Source organism: Streptomyces sp. DI166 (genome assembly GCF_900091315.1).
Lineage (GTDB): Bacteria > Actinomycetota > Actinomycetes > Streptomycetales > Streptomycetaceae > Streptomyces > Streptomyces fuscus.
Genome location: NZ_FLSP01000109.1, coordinates 1 through 25,405 on the forward strand (window position 1 = coordinate 1; position 25,405 = coordinate 25,405).

Consider the following 25,405-nt stretch of genomic DNA (forward strand, 5'->3'; position numbering starts at 1 on the left):
CCGACGGAAAACGGTCCAGCACCCCGCATCGGCCTCGCCCGACGGCACAGCTCCACAGCAGGCCCCAACCGAAGGCGACAGCCACCGACAGCCCCGCCGACAGCACCAGACGGAATTCGGTCCAACACCCCCGAATTGGCCTTGGCGGGCGGCTTCACCGGCCCCCTACGGTCGGAGCATGCGCATCCGAATCGTCGACGCCTTCACCGACCGCCCCTTCTCCGGCAACCCCGCCGGGGTCCTGCTCCTGGACTCCTTCCCGACCGACGACTGGCTCCAGAAGGTCGCCGCGGAGGTCAACCACGCCGAGACGGCGTTCGCCCACCCGCTCCCGGGGGACCCGGAGGCGGGCTGGGCGCTGCGCTGGTTCACGCCCGCCGCCGAGGTCGCGATGTGTGGCCACGCCACGCTCGCCACGGCCCACGTCCTGCACTCCACGGGCGCGCACGAGGGCCCGGTGCGGTTCGCCACCCACAGTGGCGTGCTGGTCGCGACGCCCCGCGAGGACGGCTCCTTCACCCTGGACTTCCCGACCGCCCCGCTCAGGGCGGCCGAGATCCCGCCCGGGGTCGCCGAGGCCCTGGGCGCCGAGCCGCTGTGCGCCTTCGACACCGGTCCGAACGTGGGCGACCTGCTCGTGGAGCTCGCCGACGAGAAGACCGTCCGCGCCCTGACCCCCGACCACCGGGCCCTGGGCGCCTTCTCCGCGCGGGGCATCATCGCCACCGCGCGCGCCGAGGACCCCGCGCAGGGCTACGACTTCGTCTCCCGCTGCTTCTTCCCGAACGTGGGCATCGACGAGGACCCGGTCACCGGCAGCGCCCACACCGCCCTGGCCCCGTTCTGGTCCGACCGCCTCGGCCGCCCCACCCTCACCGGCCTCCAGGCGTCCCCGCGCTCCGGCCTGGTACGCACGGAGATCCGAGCCGACCGCACCCTGCTCGGCGGTCGCGCGGTGACGGTGATCGACGGGGAGCTACTGGCCTGAGCCCTGCCAGTTCGGGCCCCGCCGCGTCGAACGCCGGGGCACACGCCCAGTTCGCACGTCACCCGCCGGCTCCCCACGCGCGGGGACACCAGTACCGCCCCGGCTCTGGGCCCGAACGACGGTCGCGTCAGACCATCGATCGCTGCGGTACCGAGCCGACCGGCAGGCCGCAGGGCCGGGGAAGCACCAAACAAAAAGCCCCGACCGCCCGCTCACGCGGTAGGCAGCCAGTCCACCTTCCCCGCCAGCAGCGCGTACCCCACGAACGCCCCGATGTCGAGCAGCGAGTGCGCCACGACCAGGGGTCCGACACGGCCCCAGCGGCGGTAGAGGAAGACGAAGACGACGCCCATCACCATGTTGCCGATGAAGCCGCCGATGCCCTGGTAGAGGTGGTACGAGCCGCGCAGCACGGAGCTGGCCATCAGGGCGCTCCCCGGCGACCAGCCCAACTGCTGGAGGCGGCGCAGCAGATAGCCGACCACGATGACCTCTTCGAGGATCGCGTTCTGCAGCGCCGACAGGATGAGCACGGGGTACTTCCACCACACCTCGGGCAGCGCCTCCGGCACCACGGTGAGGTTGAAGCCGAGGCCCCGGGCGGCGAGGTAGAAGGCGATTCCGCTGCTGCCGATCACCGCGGCGACGGCGGCGCCGCGGCCGAGGTCCGGCCAGGGCCGGGTGCGGTCGAAGCCGAGGTCGCGCAGCCCGCTGCCCTCGCGGATCAGGAAGTGCGCCACGAGCAGCACCGGCACCAGGGACGTGGAGATCCCGAAGAGCTGCCAGGCGAGGTCGAGCCAGGGCCGCCCCGGCGCCGCGGAGGCGTTGAGGGTGGCCGCCTGGTCCTTCAGTCCGCCCGGTTTGGTGACCGAGCCGATGAAGCTGATCAGCGCGGAGACGCCGCTCGCCCCGAGAGAGAGCGCCAGTACCAGCAGCGTCTCGTCCCGCAGGATCCGCCGCGAGGGCCCTTCCTCCGGGAATGAACCGGCCACGGGGCCCGCCTCCGCCTGCACTCTGCCTCCCAGGGGCACCACCGTCATACGACGTCACAGCATGCCCGACCAGTATGAGGCGGAGTGCGGCGGGCCCCGTCCGGGCCCCGCCCGGACGGGCGGCAAGCGTTACGACGTCCCCGATGCCCCTCAGGCCAGCGGCACCGCCTCCGGCAGCCCCACCGGCCAGCTGTGCACGGGCTCGCCCTGGTGCATGAGCTGGCAGTAGCGCTTGGTCGTGGCGGCCAGGGCCGCGTCCCGGGACAGACCCTGCTCCAGGGCCCGGTGGAAGGTGGCGGACTGCCAGGAGGCGCCGTTGGCGCGGCGTCGGCAGCGTTCCTCGATGACCCCGAGGTACAGGTCCCGGTCGGCGGGGGCCACGCCCCAGGCGTTCAGCCCGGCCTCCGCGAGCGGCAGCAGCTCGTCCCGGACCAGGACCGCCGCGTCGACCTCCGTGACCCCGCCGTACCGGCCGCGCCGGGGCCAGGTCAGGCGGGCGTCGATGCCGTGCCGGCAGGCGGTGTCGAAGTTGGCGGCGGCGGCTTCGAACGGCAGCCGGGTCCACACCGGGCGCGGCTCCTCGGCGAGGGCGCGGATGAGGCCGTAGTAGAAGGCCGCGTTGGCGATCACGTCGGTGACCGTGGGTCCGGCGGGCAGGACGCGGTTCTCGACCCGCAGGTGCGGTACGCCGTCGGCGATGCCGTAGACCGGGCGGTTCCAGCGGTAGACGGTGCCGTTGTGCAGGACCAGCTCGGCCAGCGAGGGGACGCCGCCCTCGTCGAGCACCCGCAGGGGGTCCTCGTCGTCGCAGATGGGCAGGAGGGCGGGGAAGTAGCGCAGGTTTTCCTCGAACAGGTCGTAGGCGGAGGTGATCCAGCGCTCCCCGAACCAGGTGCGCGGCCGCACACCCTGGGCCTGGAGCTCGGGCGGACGGGTGTCGGTGGACTGCTGGAACAGCGGGGGCCGGGACTCGCTCCACAGCTCGCGGCCGAACAGGAACGGCGAGTTGGCGCCGACCGCGACCTGCACCGAGGCGACGGCCTGCGCGGCGTTCCACACGTCGGCGAAGCGGCCCGGGGTGACCTGGAGGTGCAGTTGGACGGAGGTGCAGGCGGCCTCGGGCGCTATGGACTTCGAGGTGCAGGTGAGGTGCTCCACGCCCGCTATGTCGAGCACGAAGTCCTCGCCGCGCGCGGCCACGATCTGGTCGTTGAGCAGCGTGTAGCGGTCCACCGCGGACAGGTTGGAGGAGACCAGGTCGTCCCGGTCGAGGGTCGGCAGAATGCCGATCATCACGATTCCGGCGGACAGCTCACCGGCTTTTCGATGGGCATATGCCAGCGAGGTGCGCAGTTCCTCCGCGAGCTGGTCGAATACCGACCCACCGAGCCGGTGTGGGGCTATGTTGATCTCCAGGTTGAACATGGCGAGTTCTGTTTGAAAATCGCGACTCGCGATCCGCTCAAGAACCTGCGCATTCAACATTCTCGGCATGCCGTCGGTTCCGGCGAGATTCAATTCGATCTCAAGTCCCATGAGGTTCTTCGGGCGATCGAACCGCTTCTCCGCCAGAAGCCGCTCCAGGCCCGCCAGACACTTCCGGAGCTTGTCGCGGTAGTGCTGGCGATCGGACAGATCGAACCGACCTGCCACGACCTTCTCCCCCATCGAAGCGTCCCTTCCTCGAATGGGCGGGCCGAAGATCCGGCCGCCGGTGTCCCGGGTCAGGTTGGATGATGCCCAGCCGAAGCGATCGATAACGTCCCCGGACGGGCCGGTGGGCCGCTAGTCTGTCGGACGTGACCGGTGGCACATTCTCCGGGCATGAGTCACGGTGCTGTTCCCGGTGGCGCGGCGAACTCGTGAAAAACGCCGACGAGAATTAGCCTACCGCTTCTCATGCATTCGTCGAGGTCACCGAGGAGCGCCCCGCTCGGAATCGGGATGATTACCGCGGATCGCCGTCCGAATGCACCCTTGCCGAGTGCACCGGAAACGGCTAGATGAAACACTCACTGAACACTTGTCGTATAAACTCCGCGTAGTAGGCGGAGAGTTGGCGCCCGGTCGGAGGGACCTGCCGTAGGGATCGAGGTACGGCGGGCCCTCACGCACACCCACGCACCCGGACCACGGCCCCGCCTCCCCGCCCCCTCGCGAGCTGACAGCGCCGTCCGCCCCGCCCTCGCGCCACCGTGCCTTTTGAATGAGAGGCGACCCACCATGCCGCTGCATGTCCCCCCGGCTCCCGCGCCCGCACTTCGCTCCGTCCTCGCCGCACTGGGGTCCCCCACCGCGGTCCGCGAGGCCCGAACGCCGTCCCTGCGCGCCGCCCAGGGACCCGCCACCCCGGAACTGCCGTTGCCCGTGCACGTCCTGGACGGCATCACCGCGGGCGGCCCGACCACCACCCGGCTCGCCGGGTGGCGCTTCCTGATCCGCTGCTCGGACCGGGCCGTCGCTGCCGCGGAGACCCGGCTCACGCCCGACGGATGGGCCTTCTCGCACTTCTTCGAGGGCCCCTACATCACCTCCACCGAGCAGGCCCTGCGCCAGGCCGAGACCATGGCCCAGCCCTACCAGCCCCGGCTGCTGTCCGTACCCGGCCTGTACATGCTGACCCTGTGGCTGCACGGCGACCCCGCCGCCGACGCCTCCGTCGGCCACCCGGAGCCCACCGACCTCCTGGTGCCGCTGGCGCCCGCACCGCCCGGTATCGCGGCCCACCGGCCGCACCGGGCCGCCGATCTGCTCCCGGTGCTCACTCATCGCGTGACCCCGGCGCCGCTGCTCGGCTCACCCGCCTGACGGCCGCCGCACGCCCTCCGTACCCCGCCGCCGGACCGCCGGTCGCGGGGTACGGCGCGTGTGCGGCGCGCGCGCCGCGGCGGCGCGCTCGTACGAGCGGGGAATCGCTCTACAGAGCCCCTGACCTGCATGGACTAGTCCGCTCCGGCCACTGCGAACCACCTAAAGGGACGGTGCGGTCGAGGTGAACCATCCGCGCGGGTGGCGCGTCATCAACCTGTGAGAAGCGGTGCACCGAAATCCCTGCGGATTCACGCCCGTAGGGCAACACTGGGTTCGAACCACTTGTCGCAACGGGGGCGGCCATGAACACCACAGAGCGAAAGATCCCACCCATGTGCCAGCACCAGCCACCGTGTCCTTCCGCAGACTCCGCCGACCGGGAGTCGGCGCGCCTCGTGGCGCACCACCCGGAACAGGGCTGGAGCCTGCTCTGCAACGGCGTTCTGCTCTTCGAGGACACCGGTGAGCTCCTGCCCGACGGCCAGATCATCGCCCCGCACCGCCCGCTGGGCGCCGACCAGGTGATGACCGCGGCCTGAGCGCGGCCGGACGGCCACGGAGCCGTCCGGAGACCTTGGGGGCCGGCCGCAGACACGTTCTGCGCACCGGCCCCGACGCGTGTCCGAGGCCGGTCACTGACCGTAGTCCCCCGTGTGTCCTGGGATTCCCGGCCGGTTCTCCCTTCCACGGGCCCCGGATTTCCGGAAGACTTCTGCAAGTTTTCGACAACAGGTCGACGGAGGTGGGCAGTTGGCGCAGGAGCACACCGAGGGCCGGGTCACCATCACGGAGATCGCCCGGCAGGCCGGGGTCTCGGTGCCCACCGTGTCCCGGGTCGTCAACGGCCGGTCCGACGTCTCCCCGCGCACCCGCGCCCGGGTGGAGGACCTGCTGCGCGCGCACGGCTACCGCAAGCGGGTCTCCTCCACCGCCGCCACCCTCGTCGACCTGGTCTTCAACGACCTCGACAGCCCGTGGGCGGTGGAGATCATCCGCGGTGTGGAGGAGGTCGCGCACGCCGCCGGGGTCGGCACGGTCGTGTCGGCGATCCACGGCCGGTCGGGCGACGCCCGGGAGTGGATGCGCAATCTGCGCGCCCGCGCCTCCGACGGCGTCGTGCTGGTCACCTCGGCCCTGGAGCCGGTCCTGCACGAGGAGTTGCGGGCCCTCGGAGTGCCGCTGGTGGTGGTCGACCCGGCGGGCTCGCCCCTGCTGGACGTGCCCACGATCGGCGCCGCCAACTGGTCGGGCGGGCTCGCCGCGACCGAGCATCTGCTGGCCCTCGGCCACCGCCGGATCGGCCTGATCGCGGGCCCACCGCGGCTGCTGTGCTCCCGCGCCCGCTTCGACGGCTACCGCGCGGCCCTGGAGGGCGCCGGGCTCGCCGTGGACGAATCCCTGGTCGTCCAGGGCGACTTCCGCCCCGAGTCCGGCTGCACGGGCTGTACGGCGCTGCTGGACCTGCCCGAGCCGCCGACCGCGGTGTTCGCGGCCAGCGACCAGATGGCGCTCGGCGCGATCGAGGCGCTGCGCCGCCGGGGCCTGAGGGTGCCGGAGGACATCAGCGTGGTCGGCTTCGACGATCTGCCGGAGGTCCGCTGGTCGGCGCCGCCGCTGACCACGGTGCGCCAGCCGCTGGCCGACATGGGCAAGTTGGCGGTGCGCACCGTGCTGCGGCTGGCCGGGGGCGAGCAGCCGGACTCCCCCCGGGTGGAGCTGGGCACGGAACTGGTGGTGCGGTCCAGCACCGCACCACCGTCCGCGCGGAGGATCAGCTGAGCGCCTTCCGGATCGCGTAGTAGGCGGGCTTGGGCCGCAGCTCCTCGTCCCACGGCAGGGCCGCGCCCTCACCGTCGAAGAAGGCCGGGATCCAGGAGTACTTGTCGGTGTAGTCCCAGATCGTGATGCCGACGCACCGGCGGACCGCCAGGCACGCTTTGGTCAGGTCCGCGTACCACTGGGCCTGCGTGGCCAGCTTCTCCTCGTCGGCCGGCACGTACATCCGGATGTCGACCTCGGTCAGCGCGGTGTCCAGGCCGAGCCGCGCGAAGCGGCGCAGGTTGTCCTCCAGCGTGGTCGGATAGCCGTACTGGAGCGCCAGGTGCGCCTGGAGGCCGATGCCGTGCAACGGGACGCCCTGCGCCCGCAGTTGCTTGGCGAGCTTGTAGTAGGCGTCGCTCTTGGGGCCGACGGACTCGATGTTGTAGTCGTTGAGGTACAGCTTGACGCGCGGGTCGGCCTCGTGGGCCCAGCGCAGGGCGTCGGCGATGTAGCCGGGGCCGAGGGTGTTGTAGAAGACGGTCTCCCGGTACGTACCGTCCTCGTTGAAGGCCTCGTTGACGACGTCCCAGGCGAACACCTTGCCGCGGTAGTGCCGTACCTCGGTCTGGATGTGTTTCTTCAGGACCTTCCGCAGCTCGGGCGCCGTCCACTCACGGCTGGTCAGCCAGTCGGGCAGCTGGCTGTGCCAGACCAGCGTGTGGCCGCGCACCTTCTGGTGGTGGGCGCGGGCGAGGTCGACGATCTCGTCGCCCTGGGAGAAGTCGAAGACGCCCTGCTCGGGTTCGGTGGCGTACCACTTCATGCCGTTGCCGGGGGTGATCTGGTCGAACTCCTTGCCGAGGATCTTCTTGTACGGCTCGTCCACCAGCTCGGGGTTGTCGGTGGCGCTGCCGAAGTAGCGGCCGTGCCGCTGGGCGAGGTCGGCGAGGGTCTGCGGTTTGTGGGGCCGGTGTTCGGCGAGGCCCTGGGCGGACGGGGCGGTGACGGCGACAAGGGCGGCGGTCAGGGCGCCGACGAGTCTGAGACGGTTCTTGGGCATGGTGCGACTCCTCACGGAACAGGGGGTGTGGGTGAGCCGTACGGTCGCGGGCGCTGTCATCCCTTGGTGGCGCCGGCGGTGAGGCCGCCGACGAGCTGGCGCTCGGCGACGGAGTAGAAGGCCAGGGCGGGGACCATGGCGAGCACGAGATAGGCGAAGACCCGGGCCACGTCCTGCGAGTACTGGCCCTGGAACTGCTGCACGCCGATCGGGATGGTCCACCAGGTGGGCTCGTTGAAGACGAGCAGCGGCAGGAAGAAGTTGTTCCAGCTGGTGACGACGGCGAGCACGGAGACGGTGCCGAGCGCGGGCCGCGCCATGGGCAGCAGCACCCGCCAGAAGAAGCCCAGCGGTCCGCAGCCGTCGAGGGTGGCCGCCTCCTCCAGTTCGCCGGGGATCTGCCGGAAGAAGCCGCGCAGGATGATGATGGTCATCGGCAGCCCGAACGCGGCCTGCGGCAGGATCACGCCGAGGGGGTTGTCCAGCAGGTCCATCGAGCGCAGCAGCAGGAACAGCGGCAGCGCCGCCACCGCGAAGGGGAACATCAGCCCCATCGTGAACAGGGTGAACAGCACCTCGCGGCCCCGGAAGGCGAACCGCGCGAAGGAGAACGCGGCGAGCGCCGAGGCGGCGACCACGAGGACCGTGGTGGCCACCGCGATCAGCGTGCTGTTGCCGACCATCCGCCAGAAGTCGCCGGAGGCGAGGATGTCGGTGTAATTCCCGGTCACCCAGGGATCGGGCAGTCCGATCGGGTTGCGGGAGAGCTGGTCGGTGGACTTGAAGCCGGAGATGACCGCGTACAGCAGGGGGATGCCCATCAGGGCGCCGACCCCGATCAGCAGCAGGTGCAGGGGGAGGGTGCGGCCCCGGGTCTTGCGCTGGACGGTCACTGCTTGCCTCCCCGCATGGTCGTGGTCGCGCCCTCCAGGTCCCGGCGGAGCACGAACCGCTGGTAGGCGAGGGCGAACACGAGGCTGATGCCGAACATGACCACGCTGATGGCGCTGGCATAGCCGACCTGGTAGCGCTTGAAGCCGAACTGGAACATGGTCACGGCCATGGTTTCGGAGTGGTGGTCGGGGCCACCGGCGGTGACCACCCAGACGAGGTCGAAGAGCTGGATGGCGCCGATGACGGACAGGAAGACGCTGATGCGCAGGGTGGGCGCGAGCAGCGGCAGGGTGACGTTGCGGAACCGCTGCCAGGGACCGGCACCGTCGATGAGGGCGGCCTCGTGCAACTCCTTGGGGATGGACTGGAGTCCGGCCAGGTAGAGCATCATGTGGAAGCCGAAGTACTTCCAGGTCATGACCAGGAACAGGGTGGCCATCACCATGTCCGGGTCGGCGAACCACTCACCGCCCAGGCCCTCCAGGCCGATGCCGTCGAGGACATGGTCGGCGAGCCCTTCGCCGGGCGCGAAGATCATCGCGAACAGCACACCGGTGATGGCCTCGGACAGCACGTACGGCGCGAAGAAGAGCATCCGGTAGACGGCCCGGCCGCGCACCTTCTGGTTGAGCGCGACGGCCATGGCGAGCGCGAACGGCAGCTGCAGCGCCAGCGAGAGCAGCACCAGCAGCAGACAGCGCCACAGGTCGCCGATGAAGACCGGGTCGTCGAAGAGCCGGGTGAAGTTCTCGACACCGATGTAGTCCTCGGGCATCCCGAAGCCGCCCCAGCGGAAGAAGGCGGCGTACAGGGCGAACATGATGGGCAGCAGGACCAGGACACCGAAGAGCACGAGGGCGGGGACCTGGAAGGAGACCGCGGTCAGCCAGTTCATGGCGCGCCGGCGGGCCCGCCCCCGGGCCGCGTCGGCGGCCGGGGGCGGCAGGTCCGTGTCGGGACCGGTCCGTTTCTCCGGAAGGAAGGTGGACGTCATCGGTTGTTACTGCTCTTCCTTCGCGACCTGGGTGATCGAGTCGGTGACCTGCTCCGGGGACTTGGATCCGGCGATCAGACCGGCGACGCTCTCGTTGACCTCCTGACCGAGGGCCGGCGCGTACGCCTGGTCCAGGTAGAGCTGGAAGCCGGTGGCGGCCGTCAACTGCTGCTGTACGGCCTTGACGTTGGGGTCGGTGATGGCACGCTCGGCGGCCGGGACGACGGGCAGGACGCCGGTCTTCTTGACCAGCTCCACGTCGGTCGCCTCGGAGGCGAAGAACTTCAGGAAGTCCACCGCCGCCTGCGGGGCGCCGGCGCGCAGCGCGTGGCCGCCGCCTCCGCCGAACACCTCGGTGATCGCGCCCTGTCCGCCCTCGACCGCGGGGAACGGGAAGAAGCCGAGGTCGTCCCCGAGCCCCTTGCCCGCGTCGGCCTGGACGATGGGCGCCCACTGGCCCATCAGCTCCATGGCCGCCTTGCCGTTGCCGACGGTGGCCGCCTGGCCGGTGGGCCCGGAGTAGGAGGCGCCGAGGAAGCCCTTCTGGAACGGCTTCAACTCGACCAGTTCCTTGAGGTGTTCACCGGCCTGGACCAGGCCGGGGGAGGTGAAGTCCTTGTCCTGGTTTGCCTTCTCCAGGGCGTCGACACCCGCGGTGCGCATCGCGAGGTAGGCCCAGTAGTACATACCGGTCCACGCCTCCTTGCCCGCGAGGGCGAGCGGGGTGACACCGGCGGACTTGAGCTTGTCGACCGCGTCCAGGAAGGCGCTCCAGGTGGCCGGGGGCTCGCTGATACCCGCCTTCTTGAACAGCGCCTTGTTGTACCAGAAGCCGATCATGCCGATGTCGAACGGTATGCCGTAGACCTTGTCGTCTATGAGGTACGGCTCCTTCGAGACCGGGACGAGCTTGTCGCCCCAGCCCTTGGTGCGGTCGGTGAGGTCCTCGACCAGTCCCGCCTCGACCTGCTGCTTGAGCACGCCGCCGCCCCAGGTGTGGAAGATGTCCGGGAGCTTCCCGGACGCGGTCAGCGCCGTCATCTTCGACTTGTAGGCGTCGTTCTCCAGCTGGACGATCTTGACCTTGACCTTGGGGTTCTGCGCCTCGAACTTCTTGGCGAGGGCGGCCCACACGTCCTTGGTGGGCTGGGTCGTGGAGATGTTCCACCACTCGATGGTGGTCGTACCGTCGGACGACCCCCCGTCCGAGTCGCCGCCGCAGCCGCTGAGTGCCGTCATGCTCAGACCCGCGGCGGCGGAGACCGCCAGGAAACTGCGGCGGGAGAGTGCCGGGTCGCCCATCATGCGCTCCTTTTCGACAAGTTGCCTTCGAAAGTTTCGGCCTTATGACAGAAAGCTTCGTTGCAGCCGCACCCTAGAGACACGCGCTGACGGGTGGCAACCCTTGTGCACAGGGAATCCGACTCCGGTCCGCCCCCGATCGAAAGGGAGTTGGACCTACGGCACGTTCCAAGCACCTCCATCCGAAACATTCGGATCAGTTGGCGAACATTACGAAGCGGACTGTAGGAGAGGCCGCGAGGTCCGGCAAGAGTGCCTGCGCGGGCACACGAAAGCGGGCACGAAAAGGGGCTCCGCCCGAGCCGTAGCCCGGGCGGAGCCCCTTGAGGTCAGTGCCCTCGGTCAGTCCTCGTACGCGTCCAGCGGCGGGCACGAGCAGACCAGGTTGCGGTCACCGTAGGCCTGGTCGATACGGCGCACCGGCGGCCAGTACTTGTCCGCGGCCGAGACACCGCTCGGGAACACGGCCTCCTCGCGGCTGTAGCCGTGCTCCCACTCCCCGCTCAGCGCGGCGGCGGTGTGCGGGGCGTTGCGCAGCGGGTTGTCGTCCGCGGCCCACTCGCCGGAACCGACCTTCTCGATCTCCGCGCGGATGGCGATCATCGCGTCGCAGAACCGGTCCAGCTCGATGATGTCCTCGGACTCGGTCGGCTCGATCATCAGCGTGCCGGCGACCGGGAAGGACATCGTCGGCGCGTGGAAGCCGTAGTCGATGAGCCGCTTGGCCACGTCGTCGACGGTCACGCCGGTCGCCTTGGTCAGCGGACGCAGGTCGATGATGCACTCGTGCGCGACCAGCCCGCCGGGCCCGGTGTAGAGCACCGGGTAGTGCGGCTCCAGCCGCTTGGCGATGTAGTTGGCGCTGAGCACCGCGACCTGCGTGGCCCGCTTGAGGCCCTCGCCGCCCATGAGGCGGACGTACGACCAGGAGATCGGCAGGATGCCCGCGGAGCCCCAGGGGGCCGCCGAGATGGGACCGACGCCGGTCTCGGGCCCGGCACTCGGCTGCATCGGGTGGTTCGGCAGGTACGGCGCCAGGTGCGCGCGCACACCGACCGGGCCGACGCCGGGACCGCCGCCGCCGTGCGGGATGCAGAAGGTCTTGTGCAGGTTCAGGTGCGATACGTCGCCGCCGAAGTGACCCGGCTTGGCCAGCCCCACCAGGGCGTTGAGGTTGGCGCCGTCGACGTAGACCTGGCCACCGGCCTCGTGGACCTGGGCGCAGATGTCGGCGACGTGCTCCTCGAACACACCGTGCGTCGAGGGGTACGTGATCATCAGCACCGCCAGCTCGTCGCGGTACTGCTCGATCTTCGCGCGCAGGTCCTCGACGTCGATCTCGCCGTCCTCGGCGGTCTTGACGACGACGACCTTCATACCGGCCATCGCGGCGCTGGCGGCGTTGGTGCCGTGCGCGGAGGACGGGATGAGGCAGACGGTGCGCTGCTCGTCGCCGTTGGCACGGTGGTAGCCGCGCACGGCGAGCAGTCCGGCCAGCTCGCCCTGCGAACCGGCGTTGGGCTGGAGGCTGACCTTGTCGTACCCGGTGACCTCGGCGAGACGCTCCTCCAGCTCACGGATGAGCGTGAGGTAGCCCTCGGCCTGCTCCTGGGGCACGAAGGGGTGCAGCTGCCCGAACTCGGGCCAGGTCACCGGCTCCATCTCGGTGGTGGCGTTGAGCTTCATCGTGCAGGAGCCGAGCGGGATCATTCCGCGGTCGAGCGCGTAGTCACGGTCCGAGAGACGGCGCAGGTAGCGCAGCATCGCGGTCTCGGAGCGGTGCTGGTGGAAGACGGGGTGGGTCAGGAACTCGTCCTGGCGCAGCAGCCCCTGCGGCAGCGCGTCGGCGGCCTCGGCGTCCAGCGCCTCGATGTCGCCCGCGACGCCGAAGGCGCCCCACACGGCGGTCAGCTGGGCGCGGCCGGTGGTCTCGTCGCAGGCGATCGAGACGTGGTCGGCGTCGACGAGGTGCAGGTTCACCCCGGCCTCGCGCGCGGCGGCGACGACCTCGGCGGCCCGCCCGGCCACCCGCACGGTGAGGGTGTCGAAGTAGTTCGCGTGCACGATCTCGGCGCCGCCCGCGGCGAGCCCGGCGGCGAGGATCGTGGTGTAGCGGTGCACGCGCCGCGCGATGCCCTTCAGCCCCTCGGGGCCGTGGTACACGGCGTACATGCCGGCCATGACGGCGAGCAGCACCTGCGCGGTACAGATGTTGCTGGTCGCCTTCTCGCGGCGGATGTGCTGCTCACGGGTCTGCAGCGCGAGGCGGTACGCCTTGTTGCCGTCCGCGTCCACGGAGACGCCGACGAGCCGGCCGGGCAGGGAGCGCGCGAACTTCTCGTGCACGGCCATGTAACCGGCGTGCGGACCGCCGAAGCCCATCGGGACACCGAACCGCTGGGTCGTACCGACCGCGATGTCGGCACCCAGCTCGCCGGGCGAGGTCAGCAGCGTCAGCGCGAGCAGGTCGGCGGCGACGGTGACCAGCGCGCCCAGCTCGTGCGCCTGCTCGATGACGGGCTTGAGGTCGCGGACGGCGCCGGAGGCACCCGGGTACTGCAGGAGCACGCCGTTGATCTCGCGCTCGGCGAGCTCGGCCGGGATGCCGTCGCTGAGGTCGGCGACGACCACCTCGACGCCGGTCGGCTCGGCACGCGTCTCGATCACGGCGATCGTCTGCGGAAGGGCGTCCGCGTCGACCAGGAAGAGGCCCTTCTTGTTCTTGCCCATGCGCCGGGACAGCGCCATGGCCTCGGCGGCGGCGGTGCCCTCGTCCAGCAGCGAGGCGCCGGAGGTGGGCAGGCCGGTCAGGTCGGCGACCATGGTCTGGAAGTTGAGCAGCGCCTCCAGGCGGCCCTGCGAGATCTCCGGCTGGTAGGGCGTGTACGCCGTGTACCAGGCCGGGTTCTCCATGACGTTGCGCAGGATGACCGGCGGGGTGAAGGTGCCGTAGTAGCCGAGTCCGATCATGGAGTCGAGCACCTGGTTGCGGTCGGCGAGCGAACGCAGCTCGGCGAGCACCTCGGCCTCGGACCGCGCGCCCGGCAGCGCGAGCGAGTCGGCGTTCTTGATCACATCCGGTACCGCGGCGGCGGTCAGCTCGTCCAGCGAGCCGTACCCGACCTGGGCGAGCATCTTGGCCCGGGCTTCCTGATCGGGCCCGATGTGACGCTGCTCGAAGGGGATCCCCGTTTCGAGCTCGGAGAGCGGAGTGCGATGGGCGGTCATTGCGGAGGCCTCCTGGTCAGACACGACCTTCGAGGGGCACCACGGCGCGGGTGCCCGGACGGCCTCCCCCTCTGTCATCTCAACCTGAGAGCTTCACCGGAGGCACCAGGGCGTCCGGCTTTCACCGTCGGTGAGAGCGGAAGCCGTCGACACCCGCCCTGCTTTCCAGAGTGACCTCGTCCGTGCGGTACGTGAGCCTGAGAGATTCCGGGGAGGATTTGCTCCTTCGGCGCCTCCGGTGTTCTCCGGAGGACTCTCCCGCACGGGGTCAGCAGCCGTTAGCAAGCCTACCAGCGAGGTCAACGACCGGTCGTTCGAGTGGCCGCGCGCCCGAATGTGCTCTTTCGTAGTGCTTACGGATGATTTGCGACCTAGTGGAGGTCCCGTGCAGACCGACATCGATCCGCGCAACCTGATCGGCCGCAAGGCGTTCGACCGCAACGGTACGAAGATCGGCACGATCGACGAGGTCTACCTCGACGACGCGACCGGTGTCCCGGAGTGGGCGGCCATACGGACCGGCCTGTTCAGCAGGGACGCCTTCGTCCCGCTGGAGCCCAGCGAACTGGTCGAGGGCACCTTGCACGTCCCCTTCGACCGCGCCCTGATCAAGGACGCCCCGGACTTCGGCGTCGGCCGCCACCTCTCCCCCGAGCAGGAACTCCAGCTCTACCACCACTACGGTCTCGACACCGCCTCCACCCCACCGCCCCCCGACCACGACTTCGGCAACCTGGCAGGCACCGAGGACGCGGAGATGTAACGGAGCCATACGCCGCAGCCGCGTCCAGCCATACCGGCATGGCCGCGGCAGCCGTGCCGACCCACTCGCGGCCAACCGCCCCGCCCGACCCCCGTAGCCGCGGGCAGTCGTGCCGCGGGGGCGGCACAGGTGGGCTGGGGGTTTCCTCTGGCGGAGGCACCCCGTGAGCGCCGGACCGCGCGCGCCACATCTGCGGCCAGCCGCACGGGCACCGTCGCAGGCAGCCGCACCGGCACAGCCGCAGCAGCCAGCCGACGGCAACCCTGCCATCCCCGCCGCGGGCAGTCGTGCCGCGGGGGCGGCACGGGTGGGCGCGGCCCGGCACCCCGTGAGCGCCGGACCGCGCGACCCGTCCCACGCCCGCCCCCACGCCGGTCACAGCAACCGGCACCAGTCCCCCCGCTCACGCGGACGCCCCGTCCACCACAGCCCCAGACCCGCGCGACACCAACGGCAGCGGCTCCGCCGCCGCCAACGCCGGATCATCAACCGCGAACGTCCGCACCCGCCCCACCCCCGAGTCCGGCGTCTCGAACCGCACAGTCACCCGCCCCAGCCCACTTCCCTGCACCCACCCATGCCCGAACTCGGCATGCGCCACGTCATGCCCAGCCACCCACCGCCGCTCCACCGGCACCTCGACCGCGGCATCCTTCGCGGCCTCCACCTCACGGTCCTCCCCCGTGTCCTCGGCCTCCCTCTCCCCCGCGGCCTGCGCGAACAGATCCTCCTGCGTGAAGTCCGCAAGCCCGCTGACCCCCACCCCGAGCAGCCGCACCCCACCCGTGGTGTCCACCGACTCCAGCAGCCGCGCGGCCGCCTCCCGCACCACCGCCGGATCATCGGTGGGCCCGCGCAACGTCTCGGACCGGGTCAGCGTGGAGAAGTCGTACCGCCGTACCTTGAGCACGATGGTCCGCCCGGACAGCCCGGCCCCGCGCAGCCGCCGCACACACCGGTCCGCCAGCCTCTGCACCTCCAGCGCGACCCGCACCCGGTCATGGATGTCGACGTCATAGGTGTCCTCGACCGATACCGACTTCGTCTCCCGCTCGGCCACCACCGGCCGCTCGTCACGCGCCAGCGCCATCGCGTACAAGGCATGCCCGAGCGACTTCCCCAGCAGCCGTACGAGCTCGTCCTCCCCGGCCTCGGCCAGCTCCTCGACCGTGTGGATCCCGGCCCGCCGCAGATGGTCCCCGGTGGCCGGCCCCACGCCCGGCAGGGTCCGCACGGACATTGGCCCCAGAAGCGCCCGCTCCGTCCCCGGTTCGATCAGCACCAGACCGTCCGGCTTGGCCTGCTCGGAGGCGATCTTCGCCAGCATCTTGGACGCCGCGAGCCCCACGGACCCCGTCAGCCCCGTCACGGCCCGTATGTCGGCGCGCAGCTTCACCCCGGCCAGCCGGGCCGACTCCGCGTCCCAGGCCGTCCCCCCGGCCTCCAGATCCACGAACGCCTCGTCCAGGCTGAGCGGTTCCACCAGCGGCGACAGGGCCCGCAGCAACGCCATGACCTGCTCACTGATGGACCGGTAGAACGCGAAGCGCGGTACGAGATACGCGGCGTTCGGCGCCAGTCGCCGCGCCTGCGCCATGGGCATCGCCGAATGCACCCCGAGCACCCGGGCCTCGTACGACGCGGTCGCCACCACACCGCGCGGCCCGAGCCCGCCCACGATCACGGCCTTGCCGCGCAGACTCGGCTTGGACGCCTGCTCCGCCGAGGCGAAGAAGGCATCCATGTCGAGGTGCAGGATCGTGGGCGCGCTTCTCACCTGTCCGATGCTGCCTTACACCACTGACAATGCCCCGGCACGGCCGCGGGAGCTTTCCCGGCCGTCAGACCGCCCGGTTGCGCCGCCGCGCCAGCTCGTCCGCCGGATTGTGCCCGACGAGCGTCTCACCGGTGTCGATGCGCTCCCCGTGGAGCTGCGACAGCGCACTCTCGACATCCCGCCACACCACGCCGACGGCGATCCCGAAGATGCCCTGTCCGCCCTGGAGCAGCGCATGGACCTCGTCGGGCGAGGTGCACTCGTAGACCGTGGCGCCGTCGCTCATCAGCGTCATCCGCTCCAGGTCGCTGAAGCCCCGCTCCCGCAGGTGCTGAACGGCGGTGCGGATGTTCTGCAGGGACACCCCGGTGTCCAGGAACCGTTTGACGATCTTGAGGACGACGACGTCCCGGAAGCTGTACAGCCGCTGGGTCCCCGACCCGTACGCGGGCCGCACGCTGGGCTCGACCAGCCCGGTGCGCGCCCAGTAGTCGAGCTGCCGGTAGGTGATCCCGGCGGCGGCGCAGGCCGTGGGGCCGCGGTAGCCGATCTGCTCGGTCGCCATGGGTGCCGTCCCTGTCCCGGCCGGGACGGCCGTCGGTCGCTGCGGAGCGCGTTCGGCGGCACCACCCGGCTGGGGATACCCCCCGTTCGAGCGGAGCCGTGAGCCCGGGGGAGGGTACGGACCGCTCTCCCCGAGACCGCGTCCGGGGGCACCCCCAGCCGTACCGTCGCCGCTGCTTCTCACGCCGACCTCCGTCCTTGACCTGCCTTCTCGACGGTAGGCAGTCACCAGGGGTGCGTCAACGATCGCCACACTCGGCACGCCGAGTGATAATCACCCTAGGAGTGGTTTCCCGTACCCAACCGCGGGGAAAGGCTAGCCGAATGCGCTCGGCCAGAGCCGCAGGACGCTCTCACTCGCCGCTGGCATGTGCCGCCGCCCGAGGGCGCCCCCTGTCTACTCATGAGTACGCAAGGACGCCCCGCGGGACTCACTGACTGCTGGTGCCGAAATCCTCGGGCGAGATCTGGTCGAGGAACTCGCGGAACTTCTCCACCTCGTCCTCCTGCTCGTCCGGGATGGCGATGCCCGCGTCGTCGAGCACACCGTCACTGCCGTAGATGGGCGTACCGGTGCGCAGGGCAAGCGCTATGGCGTCGGACGGGCGGGCGCTCACCTCGACCCCGCTGGCGAAGACCAGCTCGGCGTAGAAGACGCCTTCACGCAGATCCGTGATGCGCACTTCGGTGAGCTCCTGGCCGACCGCCTCCAGCACGTCCTTGAACAGGTCGTGGGTCAGCGGTCGCGCGGGGGCCATGCCCTGCTGGGCGAAGGCGATCGCCGTCGCCTCCCCCGGCCCGATCCAGATGGGGAGGTAACGGTCGCCTCCCACTTCGCGCAGGAGCACGATCGGTTGGTTGGAGGGCATTTCGACCCGGACACCTACGACATCGAGCTCGTTCACACAGCAACCCTAGGCCGTGCCCGGGACGTTTGGGTAGTCGGGCCGGAAACGTGCGGTCGATCCGGACGTCCCACGGGCCCCGGCTCAGGGCAGCCGCACTCCGAGCGCGGTCTTCACCAGCGCCGCGTGCAGCTTGACGGTGAGCCCCGCCAGCTCCTTCGTACGGGCCTCCGCATGGGCCCTGGTCTGCGGATTGCGGTGGCGTCTGAGCGGTGCCACCACCTGGTCCACGAGCCCTGCCTCCCGGTCGGCGGCGGCCTTCATGACCCGCAGATGCCTCGGCTCGATCCCGAACCGCCCCAGCTCGGCGACGAGCGTCGCCACGGTGACCGCCTCGGCGTCGTACGCCCCGTCCGGCAGCGGCGCGATCAGGCCGTAGGACTCCCACTCCTGAAGCTCCTGCTCGCCGATCTCCGCGGCGGCCAGCAGCTCGGCCCGCCCGATCCGCGCCGCGGTCGGCGTCTCCGGCACCTCCGGTACGGCCTCACCATCGCGCTGACGGCCTACCAGGGGCAGCGACACGGCCTCACCGCGCGCCATGGCGTCCAGGTACTCGCGGATCACCTTGAGCGGCAGATAGTGGTCCCGCTGCATCCGCAGCACATGCCCGAGCCGCTCCACGTCCTCCGCGCTGAACTTGCGGTAACCGGAGGGCGTCCGCCGCGGCTCCACCAGGCCCTCGGACTCCAGGAACCTGATCTTGGAGATCGTGACTTCGGGAAACTCGTCACGCAGCACGTTCAGCACCGTGCCGATGCTCATCAGCCGGTCCGTGGCGGCGGCGCCGTGTCCGGCACCGCCGCTCGGTGTTTGAAGCATGGACCTTCTCCGGGGGAGGGTCAGTAGCCTCGCTGGCTCGCGTAGAAGACCAGCCGGTACTTGCCGATCTGGACCTCGTCACCATTCGACAGAGCGACCTCGTCGATCCGCTCACGGTTGACGTACGTGCCGTTCAGGCTGCCCACGTCGGCGACCGTGAACGAACCGTCCGGGCTCCGGCGGAACTCCACGTGCCGGCGCGAGACGGTGACGTCGTCCAGGAAGATGTCGCTCTGCGGGTGACGGCCGGCCGTGGTCAGGTCGCTGTCCAGCAGGAAGCGGCTTCCCGAGTTCGGCCCACGGCGCACCACCAGGAGCGCGGAGCCGAGCGGCAGCGCGTCCACGGCGGCCTGCGCCTCGGGCGACAGCGCCGGGATCTGCGTCTGACCGGTCGCCTCGGCGTCGTACGCCTCAAGACCGGAGATGGAGATCGTGGACGTGGTCTCGGACGGACGCTCGGGCACCGCGCCCGGCCGCAGCGGAGCACCGCAGTTGGAACAGAAGCGGCTGTTCTCCGCGTTGCGGTTACCGCACCTCGTGCACACCAGGGCCGACATGGACGGATCCTCCTGCCGCGGCTGCCCCGCCGGGGCATTGGACGCGTACGGGTCGGCGGCGAACCCTCCACCCGTACCTGAGGTTGACGGTTGCCCGAAACCTATGCCTCCGGGCTGTGCAGGGTCAACCGACGGCGCGCCCTGACCTCCCGGAATGTCACCGCCCGGACCACCGACCTGGTCCCGGAACAACGGCCGCTGGCCCTCTGCGTCAGGCTGTGCGCGATGCCGGGCAGTGGCATTGTCATTGCCCTCTCGCGCGCTCTTGCCGAACAACTTCGCAAACAACTTCACGGGCGATTCCCCTTGACTGAAACAGACCCGCCCGTGGGGCAGGACGAACCCTGACTGCACACTCCGGCCGACCCGGACATCCTCACAACGTCCGTATCCACCAGACAGTTTCCACCACGCACCACCCATTCGGTGCGCCGACCCCCCGCAACCTCATGCCCTGGCCCGACGTCCGCCATGCACCCCCGATTCACCGCGAGGACGACCGAGCGTAGTCAGGCCGCTCCGCGGCTCGCAAGGCGTCCACAATGATCTTGTCCGACCGCTCGACCGTCACGGTGGCCTGCTCCTTCTCCAGCGTCTGCACCACGCCTCCCGGGATGTTGAGGGCCGGTTCGAGGTCCTGCGGCTTGCCGATGACCTTGAAACGATAGGGCGCGTTGATCTTGTTCCCGTCGACGCTGACGGAGTTCCCCGAATCCGTCAGATAAGTACTGGCCACCACGCGCACCCCGTTGACCTGGATCGCCTCGGCACCCGCCGCGCGCAGCTCCTGGACGGCGTCGAGCAGCATGTGCGCCTCAACGGTCCCCTTCGTGTCGTCGATGGTCATCGTGATGCCGGGCCCCTGAGCAGCGACCGTGCCCGCCAGAATGCCGAGTTGCCGCTCCTTCTCGACCGTCTGCTTGCGCGCCTCCTCGGCCTGGTTCGAGCTGTTCTCCAGCTCGTCCCGCTGCTCTTCGAGACCCTGCTTCTCGTCCTCAAGACGCTCTGTGCGGTCATCGAGTTCATCGAGGATGCGGACAAGATCCTCCTGGCGCGCGCCGCGCAGGGCGTCGTCCCCGTCGCTGTTGGAGGCGACCTGCACCGCCAGACCGAAGCCGAGGCCGAACAGCAGCAGGGCGACGATCAGTTGGGCCCGGGTGACCCGCGGGGGCCACAGGCCCTTGACGAGCCGCTGCCGACCGGTCAGCCCGGACGGGGCCTGCGGGGCCTCCGGCTCGGCCTCGGCGGGCGCGGGAGGCACCTCCTCGGGCAGCTCCTTGCGCAGGGGGTTCTCGGGCGCCGCGTCGTTGTCGCTCATCGGCCTCACGCCCGGAACACGTGCCGACGGATGGCCGCGGCGTTGGAGAAGATCCGGATGCCGAGCACCACGACCACGCCGGTGGACAGCTGCGCACCCACGCCCAGCTTGTCGCCCAGGAACACGATCAACGCGGCGACGACCACGTTCGACAGGAACGACACCACGAAGACCTTGTCGTCGAAGATCCCGTCGAGCATGGCCCGCAGCCCGCCGAAGACGGCGTCCAGCGCCGCCACGACGGCGATCGGCAGATAAGGCTCGACGACCGCCGGAACCTCAGGCCGGACCAACAGGCCGGCCACGACTCCCACGACGAGGCCCAGTACGGCGATCACGATGTGCCCTTCTCGGTGTTCTCGGTGTTCGGCTGTGCTGTGCGTACGGTCACGCTCGGTGCGGCGGGCAGCTTGAGCTCCCCCTCCACGGAGAGGGCGGTACGGATGCCGAAGTTCTCCTTCAGAGCATCCAGGTACAGGCCGTCGGCGCTGTCCTGGAACCTGCGGCTCAGCCCCTCCCCGTCCCCCACCGCGAGCACCGTGTACGGCGGCACCAGCGGCTTGTTGTCGACCAGTATCGCGTCACCCGCGGCCCTGATCGCGGACAGCGCCGTCAGCCGCTGCCCGTTGATGGAGACGGCCTCGGCGCCCGACTCCCACAGGCCGTTGACCACACGCTGCATGTCCCGGTCGCGGACCCGGCCGGTGTCCGAGAAACCGGACGACTGACGCGGGTCGCCCTCGCCGCCCGCCCCGGACGCCTTGGCGTCGTTCACGACCAGTTTCACGCCGGGGCCGTGGACCTCGACCGCACCGGCGAGGACCCCCACGAGTTCGCCGCGCCCGTTGCCGCCGCTCTCCTTGAGCGCCTCGCGCTGGCGCGCGCTCACGTCGTCGCGCAGCTCGTCGACGCTGTCCTCCAGCCGGTCGGCGGCCTCGGTCTCCTCGTTGATCCGGTCGATCAGCTCCTCGCGCTCCTTGGCGACGACGGGAGCCTCGACCCGGGCCTGGGCCGCACCGACGGTGACGACGAGGGCGGCCAGCACCAGTCCGGCCGCGAGACCGAGCTTCGCCCGGAGCGTCTTGGGCAGACCACCGTCCGCCGCCTGCTTGCGGGCCGCCGCCTCCGCGTAACCGTCGTCGAGGCTGTGATCCATGACGTTGTTGAGCAGCGACATGGATGCGTCCGGGCGCGGGAGGCGCGTAGGTGTGCTCCGAACGGGGGGGTGCTGCGGCATGCCGCACATCGTCGCACGTCGCTCCGAGTACCTCCGAATGGCCCCACCGGCGTGCCGGACAGGCCCCCTTGGGGACACTTGTCCGGCACGCGCGCGTACCGCCCGTTTCAGCGCCCGGCGCTGTCCACCACGGCCGACCACTCGTCGAGCAGGGCCTGCGCGGAGGCGTCGTCCGGGCCCTCCGCCCACAGGTGGGTGACGGCTTCCGCCGGGTCCGGAAGCACCATCACCCAGCGGCCGTCGGTCTCGACGACCCGCACGCCGTCCGTGGTGTCCACGGACCGGTCTCCGGCGGCTTCCACGACCCGCCGCATGACGAGCCCCTTGACCGCCCACGGAGTGGCCAGATCCCGCTTGAGGACATGCGCCCGCGGAATCCGCGCGTCGATCTGGCTGAGGGTGAGCTGGGTACGGGCCACCAGCCCGATCAGCCGCACGAACGCCGCCGTGCCGTCGAAGACGCCACTGAACTCCGGGACGATGAATCCGCCCTTGCCGTCACCACCGAAGATCGTGGTGTCGTCGCGCCCCACCCGCGTGAGGTCGTCGGGCGAGGTCGTCGTCCACTCCACCTGAGTGCCGTGGTACGCCGCCACCTGCTCGGCGATCCGAGTGGTGGTCACCGGCAGCGCCACCCGCCCGCTGCGCCGCTCAGCGGCGACCAGGTCGAGCATCACGAGCAGCGCGCGGTCGTCCTCGACGATCCGGCCCTTCTCGTCAACCAGGGACAGCCGCTCACCCACCGGGTCGAACCGCACACCGAACGCGGCCCGCGCGGAGGCGACGATCTCGCCCAGCCGCACCAGCCCGGACCGCCGCGCGTCCGCCGTCTCCGTGGGCCTGGACTCGTCCAGGCCGGGATTGATGGTCAGCGAGTCCACACCGAGCTTGCCGAGCAGGCTGGGCAGCACCAGACCCGCGCTGCCGTTGGAGGCGTCCACGACGACCTTGAGCCCGGATTCCGCTATCCCGGTCGTATCGACATTGCGCAGCAGCGACCCGGTGTACGAGTCGAAGACGCTCGCCGGGAAGTGCAGGTCCCCGATCTCTCCGGGGAAGGCCCGACGGTACTCCTGCCGCGCGAACACCCGGTCCAGCTTCCGCTGGCTGGCCTGCGAGAGGTCGGCGCCCTGGCCATCGAAGAACATGATGTCCACGGAGTCCGGCACCCCGGGCGTGGTCCGGATCATGATCCCGCCGGCACTGCCGCGCGCGGTCTGCTGCCGCGCCACGGGCAGCGGTACGTTCTCCAGGTCCCGTACGTCGATGGCGCTCGCCTGGAGCGCGGAGATCACCGCACGCTTCAGAGCACGGGCACCACGGGAGTGGTCACGGGCCGTGGTGACGGTCGACCCCTTCTTCAGGGTCGTCGCGTAGGCGCCGGCCAGCCGTACGGCCAGCTCGGGAGTGATCTCCACATTCAGGATTCCGGACACCCCTCGGGCGCCGAAGAGATGCGCCTGCCCCCTGGACTCCCAGATCACCGAGGTGTTGACGAAGGCACCGGCCTCGATGATCTTGAAGGGGTAGACCCGCACATTCCCCTGAATGATCGATTCTTCCCCGATCAGGCACTCGTCACCGATGACGGCGCCGTCCTCGATCCGGGCGGCCCGCATGATGTCGGTGTTCTTGCCGACGACACAGCCGCGCAGATTGCTGTGCTGGCCCACATACACGTTGTCGTGCACGACGGCCTTGTGCAGAAAGGCCCCGCTCTTCACGACGACGTTGGATCCGACGACGGTGTGCTCCCGGATTTCCGCCCCGGCCTCGACCTTCGCGTAGTCCCCGATATACAGAGGCCCGCGCAGCACGGCGTCGGGATGCACCTCGGCACCTTCCGCCACCCATACGCCGGGCGAGATCTCGAACCCGTCGAGTTCGACGTCGACCTTGCCCTCCAGGACGTCGGCCTGCGCCTTCACATAGCTCTCGTGAGTACCGACGTCCTCCCAGTAGCCCTCCGCGACATAGCCGTAAATAGGCTTGCCCTCCTTCATCAACTGAGGGAAGACATCACCGGACCAGTCGACGGGAACATCGGCCTCCACATAGTCGAAGACCTCGGGCTCCATGACGTAAATACCGGTGTTCACGGTGTCCGAGAAGACCTGGCCCCAGGTCGGCTTCTCAAGGAAGCGTTCGACCTTACCCTCTTCGTCGACGATGGTGATTCCGAATTCCAGGGGATTCGGCACCCTCGTCAGACAGACGGTGACGAGCGCGCCCTTCTCCTTGTGGAAACGGATCAGGTCACTGAGGTCGAAGTCGGTCAGGGCATCGCCGGAGATCACGAGGAAGGCGTCGTCCTTCAACGCCTCTTCGGCGTTCTTGACGCTTCCGGCGGTACCGAGTGGCTTCTCCTCGTTGGCATAGCTGAGCTCCATTCCGAGCTCCTCGCCGTCACCGAAGTAGTTCTTGACCAAGGAGGCCAGGAACTGGACAGTTACGACGGTCTCGTTGAGCCCATGCCTTTTGAGCAGCCGCAGAACGTGCTCCATGATCGGCCGGTTGGCCACCGGCAGGAGCGGCTTGGGCATGCTTGAGGTCATTGGGCGAAGGCGCGTGCCTTCGCCTCCGGCCATCACGACGGCCTTCATGTCGGAAGCGTCCTCCTCGAAGAGACGACGGTACAGCCGACTTCACCCGTCCAGATTGTCCCGCACTTTTCCGCCGCGGGCCATCGAGCCGCTGGCTGGCATCACGGGGCGGGGTCAATCGGCCATGGCGTCCGCACGTACCAGGCGGCGGACCTGTACCACGTAGAGGACTCCTGCCCACCAGTAGAGCGTTGTACCCCATCCGGCGAACGCCCATCCGAAAATGGCAGCAAGTGACGGTAGCCACCCGCTTCCATCACTGAGCAGGAGCAACGGGAAGGCATACATCAGGTTGAAAGTCGCGGCCTTCCCCAGAAAGTTGACCTGGGGCGGCGGATAGCCATGACGCCTGAGGATGCCCACCATCACCAGCAGAACCAGTTCGCGCGCCAGAAGTACCGCGGTCAACCAGAGCGGCAGAATCTCCCGCCAGGTCAGTCCGACCAAAGTCGAGAGAATGTAGAGCCGGTCCGCCGCCGGGTCCAGGAGCCGGCCGAGGCTGCTGATCTGGTTCCAGCGCCTCGCGAGCTTGCCGTCCAGGTAGTCACTGATCCCGCTCAGCATGAGCACCAGGAGGGCCCAACCATCGCTCTCTGGCCCACCGAACTCCGGCCGCAGGATCAGCCACAGGAAGACGGGCACACCAACGAGCCGAGCCATGCTGAGGATGTTGGGGATGGTGAGCACCCTGTCCGTCTGGACGCGGGTCTCCTGGACCTCCACCCGGGGGCCTCCTGAAGGAAACGTGCGAACGATGCTCCCTGACCTTACCTCAACGCAAAAAAGCTCTGGCTCCTGGGCGGTGTGCCCAAGAGCCAGAGCTGTAAAAGGA

The 25,405-nt window shown here is 69.8% G+C and carries 22 protein-coding genes and 1 riboswitch; of the genes, 5 read left to right on the forward strand and 17 right to left on the reverse strand.

Annotated elements, in window-relative coordinates:
* The first annotated feature begins 178 nt into the window (after window positions 1–178).
* Window positions 179–988 carry a PhzF family phenazine biosynthesis protein gene (locus GA0115233_RS34305; protein ID WP_093724239.1) on the forward strand — a complete coding sequence of 270 codons (810 nt, stop codon included), beginning with the start codon at window positions 179–181 and terminating at the stop codon, window positions 986–988.
* Window positions 989–1,200: 212 nt separating this feature from the next.
* Here GA0115233_RS34305 and GA0115233_RS34310 read toward each other — a convergent pair whose 3' ends face one another.
* Window positions 1,201–2,001: a CPBP family intramembrane glutamic endopeptidase gene (locus tag GA0115233_RS34310; protein ID WP_093724240.1), complete on the reverse strand. Its 801-nt coding sequence runs from the start codon at window positions 1,999–2,001 to the stop codon at window positions 1,201–1,203.
* Between the two features lie 129 nt (window positions 2,002–2,130).
* Window positions 2,131–3,648, reverse strand: coding sequence for a glutamate-cysteine ligase family protein (locus GA0115233_RS34315; RefSeq protein WP_093724241.1), 1,518 nt, complete (start codon window positions 3,646–3,648; stop codon window positions 2,131–2,133).
* A gap of 555 nt (window positions 3,649–4,203) precedes the next feature.
* On the opposite strand from GA0115233_RS34315, the gene GA0115233_RS34320 reads away from it, so the two are divergent.
* The 3 genes from GA0115233_RS34320 to GA0115233_RS34330 all read left to right on the forward strand — a co-directional run bounded on the left by GA0115233_RS34320 (window position 4,204) and on the right by GA0115233_RS34330 (window position 6,570).
* The gene (locus GA0115233_RS34320) at window positions 4,204–4,788 is read left to right on the forward strand and encodes a hypothetical protein (protein ID WP_093724242.1); all 585 of its coding nucleotides are present in this window, start codon (window positions 4,204–4,206) and stop codon (window positions 4,786–4,788) included.
* A gap of 335 nt (window positions 4,789–5,123) precedes the next feature.
* On the forward strand, window positions 5,124–5,330 hold the full coding sequence (locus tag GA0115233_RS34325; RefSeq protein ID WP_041820347.1) for a DUF5999 family protein: 207 nt from the start codon (window positions 5,124–5,126) through the stop codon (window positions 5,328–5,330).
* Between the two features lie 211 nt (window positions 5,331–5,541).
* On the forward strand, window positions 5,542–6,570 hold the full coding sequence (locus tag GA0115233_RS34330; RefSeq protein WP_093724243.1) for a LacI family DNA-binding transcriptional regulator: 1,029 nt from the start codon (window positions 5,542–5,544) through the stop codon (window positions 6,568–6,570).
* Here GA0115233_RS34330 and GA0115233_RS34335 read toward each other — a convergent pair.
* The 5 genes from GA0115233_RS34335 to gcvP all read right to left on the reverse strand — a co-directional run bounded on the left by GA0115233_RS34335 (window position 6,563) and on the right by gcvP (window position 14,030).
* Window positions 6,563–7,612, reverse strand: a complete 1,050-nt coding sequence (locus GA0115233_RS34335; RefSeq protein WP_093724244.1) for an endo-1,4-beta-xylanase — start codon at window positions 7,610–7,612, stop codon at window positions 6,563–6,565. The genes GA0115233_RS34330 and GA0115233_RS34335 overlap by 8 nt on opposite strands.
* Before the next feature lie 56 nt (window positions 7,613–7,668).
* On the reverse strand, window positions 7,669–8,505 hold the full coding sequence (locus tag GA0115233_RS34340) for a carbohydrate ABC transporter permease (RefSeq protein ID WP_093724245.1): 837 nt from the start codon (window positions 8,503–8,505) through the stop codon (window positions 7,669–7,671).
* Window positions 8,502–9,500, reverse strand: a complete 999-nt coding sequence (locus GA0115233_RS34345) for a carbohydrate ABC transporter permease (protein WP_093724246.1) — start codon at window positions 9,498–9,500, stop codon at window positions 8,502–8,504. Before GA0115233_RS34345 ends, GA0115233_RS34340 begins: the two co-directional genes overlap by 4 nt.
* Window positions 9,501–9,506: 6 nt before the next feature.
* Entirely contained in the window at window positions 9,507–10,802 is a 1,296-nt protein-coding gene (locus tag GA0115233_RS34350; RefSeq protein WP_093724247.1) for an extracellular solute-binding protein, read from the reverse strand.
* Between the two features lie 342 nt (window positions 10,803–11,144).
* A complete protein-coding gene (gcvP, locus tag GA0115233_RS34355; protein ID WP_093724248.1) occupies window positions 11,145–14,030 on the reverse strand; it encodes an aminomethyl-transferring glycine dehydrogenase in 2,886 nt (961 codons plus the stop codon).
* Window positions 14,031–14,205: 175 nt separating this feature from the next.
* Window positions 14,206–14,301, reverse strand: a riboswitch (glycine riboswitch).
* A gap of 114 nt (window positions 14,302–14,415) precedes the next feature.
* Between gcvP and GA0115233_RS34360 the strand changes: the two genes are divergently transcribed.
* Window positions 14,416–14,793 (forward strand): PRC-barrel domain-containing protein, encoded by a 378-nt coding sequence (locus GA0115233_RS34360; RefSeq protein ID WP_176712040.1) that lies wholly within the window; start codon window positions 14,416–14,418, stop codon window positions 14,791–14,793.
* A gap of 403 nt (window positions 14,794–15,196) precedes the next feature.
* On the opposite strand, the gene GA0115233_RS34365 is transcribed toward GA0115233_RS34360, so the two are convergent.
* From GA0115233_RS34365 to GA0115233_RS34410, 10 genes are all read right to left on the reverse strand, one after another.
* Window positions 15,197–16,570, reverse strand: a complete 1,374-nt coding sequence (locus tag GA0115233_RS34365; protein WP_093724250.1) for a DNA polymerase IV — start codon at window positions 16,568–16,570, stop codon at window positions 15,197–15,199.
* 64 nt (window positions 16,571–16,634) lie between these two features.
* The gene (locus GA0115233_RS34370; protein ID WP_093724251.1) at window positions 16,635–17,318 is read right to left on the reverse strand and encodes a MerR family transcriptional regulator; all 684 of its coding nucleotides are present in this window, start codon (window positions 17,316–17,318) and stop codon (window positions 16,635–16,637) included.
* Between the two features lie 247 nt (window positions 17,319–17,565).
* Window positions 17,566–18,039 (reverse strand): bifunctional nuclease family protein, encoded by a 474-nt coding sequence (locus GA0115233_RS34375; protein WP_004002801.1) that lies wholly within the window; start codon window positions 18,037–18,039, stop codon window positions 17,566–17,568.
* A gap of 84 nt (window positions 18,040–18,123) precedes the next feature.
* Window positions 18,124–18,858 (reverse strand): transcriptional regulator FtsR, encoded by a 735-nt coding sequence (locus GA0115233_RS34380; protein ID WP_093724252.1) that lies wholly within the window; start codon window positions 18,856–18,858, stop codon window positions 18,124–18,126.
* Window positions 18,859–18,878: 20 nt separating this feature from the next.
* Window positions 18,879–19,838, reverse strand: coding sequence for an FHA domain-containing protein (locus GA0115233_RS34385; protein WP_093724253.1), 960 nt, complete (start codon window positions 19,836–19,838; stop codon window positions 18,879–18,881).
* A 61-nt stretch (window positions 19,839–19,899) separates the two neighbouring features.
* A complete protein-coding gene (locus tag GA0115233_RS34390) occupies window positions 19,900–20,733 on the reverse strand; it encodes a DUF881 domain-containing protein (protein ID WP_093724254.1) in 834 nt (277 codons plus the stop codon).
* 5 nt (window positions 20,734–20,738) lie between these two features.
* The gene (locus GA0115233_RS34395) at window positions 20,739–21,071 is read right to left on the reverse strand and encodes a small basic family protein (RefSeq protein WP_003988855.1); all 333 of its coding nucleotides are present in this window, start codon (window positions 21,069–21,071) and stop codon (window positions 20,739–20,741) included.
* A complete protein-coding gene (locus GA0115233_RS34400; RefSeq protein ID WP_093724255.1) occupies window positions 21,068–21,979 on the reverse strand; it encodes a DUF881 domain-containing protein in 912 nt (303 codons plus the stop codon). Before GA0115233_RS34400 ends, GA0115233_RS34395 begins: the two co-directional genes overlap by 4 nt.
* Window positions 21,980–22,077: 98 nt before the next feature.
* Complete coding sequence (locus GA0115233_RS34405) at window positions 22,078–24,573, reverse strand: mannose-1-phosphate guanyltransferase (protein ID WP_093724256.1); 2,496 nt, start codon at window positions 24,571–24,573, stop codon at window positions 22,078–22,080.
* 114 nt (window positions 24,574–24,687) lie between these two features.
* Entirely contained in the window at window positions 24,688–25,296 is a 609-nt protein-coding gene (locus tag GA0115233_RS34410) for a CDP-alcohol phosphatidyltransferase family protein (RefSeq protein WP_093724257.1), read from the reverse strand.
* Window positions 25,297–25,405: the final 109 nt, after the last annotated feature.